At 64.7% G+C, this 1,481-nt stretch carries 1 protein-coding gene and 1 pseudogene; both read left to right on the top strand.

Going from position 1 to position 1,481, the window contains the following annotated elements:
• Positions 1–463 precede the first annotated feature (463 nt).
• A pseudogene (locus ACWD11_RS35145) lies at positions 464–662 on the top strand (cold-shock protein); the annotation flags it as partial.
• Positions 663–908: 246 nt separating this feature from the next.
• Positions 909–1,247: a WhiB family transcriptional regulator gene (locus ACWD11_RS35140; RefSeq protein ID WP_389421689.1), complete on the top strand. Its 339-nt coding sequence runs from the start codon at positions 909–911 to the stop codon at positions 1,245–1,247.
• The last annotated feature ends 234 nt before the right edge of the window (positions 1,248–1,481 follow it).

Genomic DNA, 1,481 nt, shown 5'->3' with positions numbered 1-1,481 from the left:
CTCCAAGCCTTCGACATCACCTTCGACGGCCGGCTCACCGCCGGACGACGCTGAACAAAACCGACTGAGTTCCACCGTTCGCCACACAGACCCCCCGCCTGAGCGACCAACACGCAGCGACGCACCAGTCGTGACGAAACGGGTGTGTCAAATCGACGTCTGATCGTGGTTGTTGAGGTGTTCAAAGAGCAGCCGGGGTGAGCCGGCCTTCGAAGGTGATCCGGAAGGCGTTCAGCGGTGCTTTCCAGCGCATGGTCCATTTCTTGCGGCCCGCAGAAGCTCACACGGGTGGAGCGGCAGGACGCCGGTGAGCCGCTGAGTGCGCCGACGAAGCTTCACTACCTCCCTAACGCAATCGGTGGATCCTGACCGGAGACGGGGACTCTGCTTTCTCGGGCATCGCCGGGGAGATGATCCTCCTTGAGTCCGCGCCGTGCGGGACTGCAACATGAGAAGCATTGACGTGGCAACGGGAACCGTGAAGTGGTTCAACGCGGGAAAGGGCTTGGGCTTCATCGAGCAGGACGGCGGAGGCCCCGACGTCTTCGCCCATACTCCAACATCAACGCCCCGGCTTCCGTGAGCTCCAGGAAGGCCAGAAGGTCTGCTGCAACGTCGCACAGGGCCAAAAGGGCCCGCAGACAGAGAACATCACCCCCGGCCTGATCCCTACCGCCTGCGAAGGGAACCGAAGGATGCGTGCCCCAAGGGAAGTCAACCCCTCAGCGCGGCGGAGCCCGTCCTGCGCACGCCGGAATACTCACCGGCCGCACGGAGATCGCACGCACTTGCGAGACAATGCTGGAAGGGATGACAACCCGACACCGCTGTTCCGCGTGCGGACGAACTGTCATACGGTCGGGAGCACTTGCCACTCGCTGGTGCCTCAGGCCAGCGGGACAAGCCAGATCAGAGAGGGCGGGGCTGTGGGGACTTTCGGTGAGGAATGGGGCGGACAGGCCAAATGCCGGACCGTCGAACCGGACGAGTTATTCGTCGACGGGGCCGCCCAGAACAGGGCAAAAGTTGTCTGCGCAGGCTGCCCGGTACGCACGGAATGCCTCGCCCATGCCCTGGACAGAAGGATCGAGCACGGCATCTGGGGCGGCATGACCGAACGCGAACGACGTGCCCTCCTGCGCCGTCGCCCCCTGGTGACGTCCTGGCAGGACCTGCTCGAATCCGCACGCCACCAGCATGAACTGCACACGCGGGACCATTCGCAGTGCAAGTCTGCGGTCGGATGACACCCATCGTGTCGCGCCCTCCCCTCAGCCGTCACAGGATGATGAGCTTGGCGGCGAGGTGGCGAACAGCGTGGCCATGCCGCGTGCGTCCTGGCCGCCGCCCCATGTACATGGTGTCCAAGACCCCGGGTCAAGATCCGGGCAGGTAGGTGATGTCGCCGACGTACTTCGCGTTCGGCTTGTCCGCGGTGAAGTCGCGGCCGATCAGGTCCGGGGCCTTGGCCGCGGCCGGGT

This window comes from Streptomyces sp. NPDC002776 (assembly GCF_053592195.1).
The sequence above is the reverse complement of the archived record's forward strand: the minus strand, read 5'-3'. Positions and strand labels throughout refer to the sequence as shown.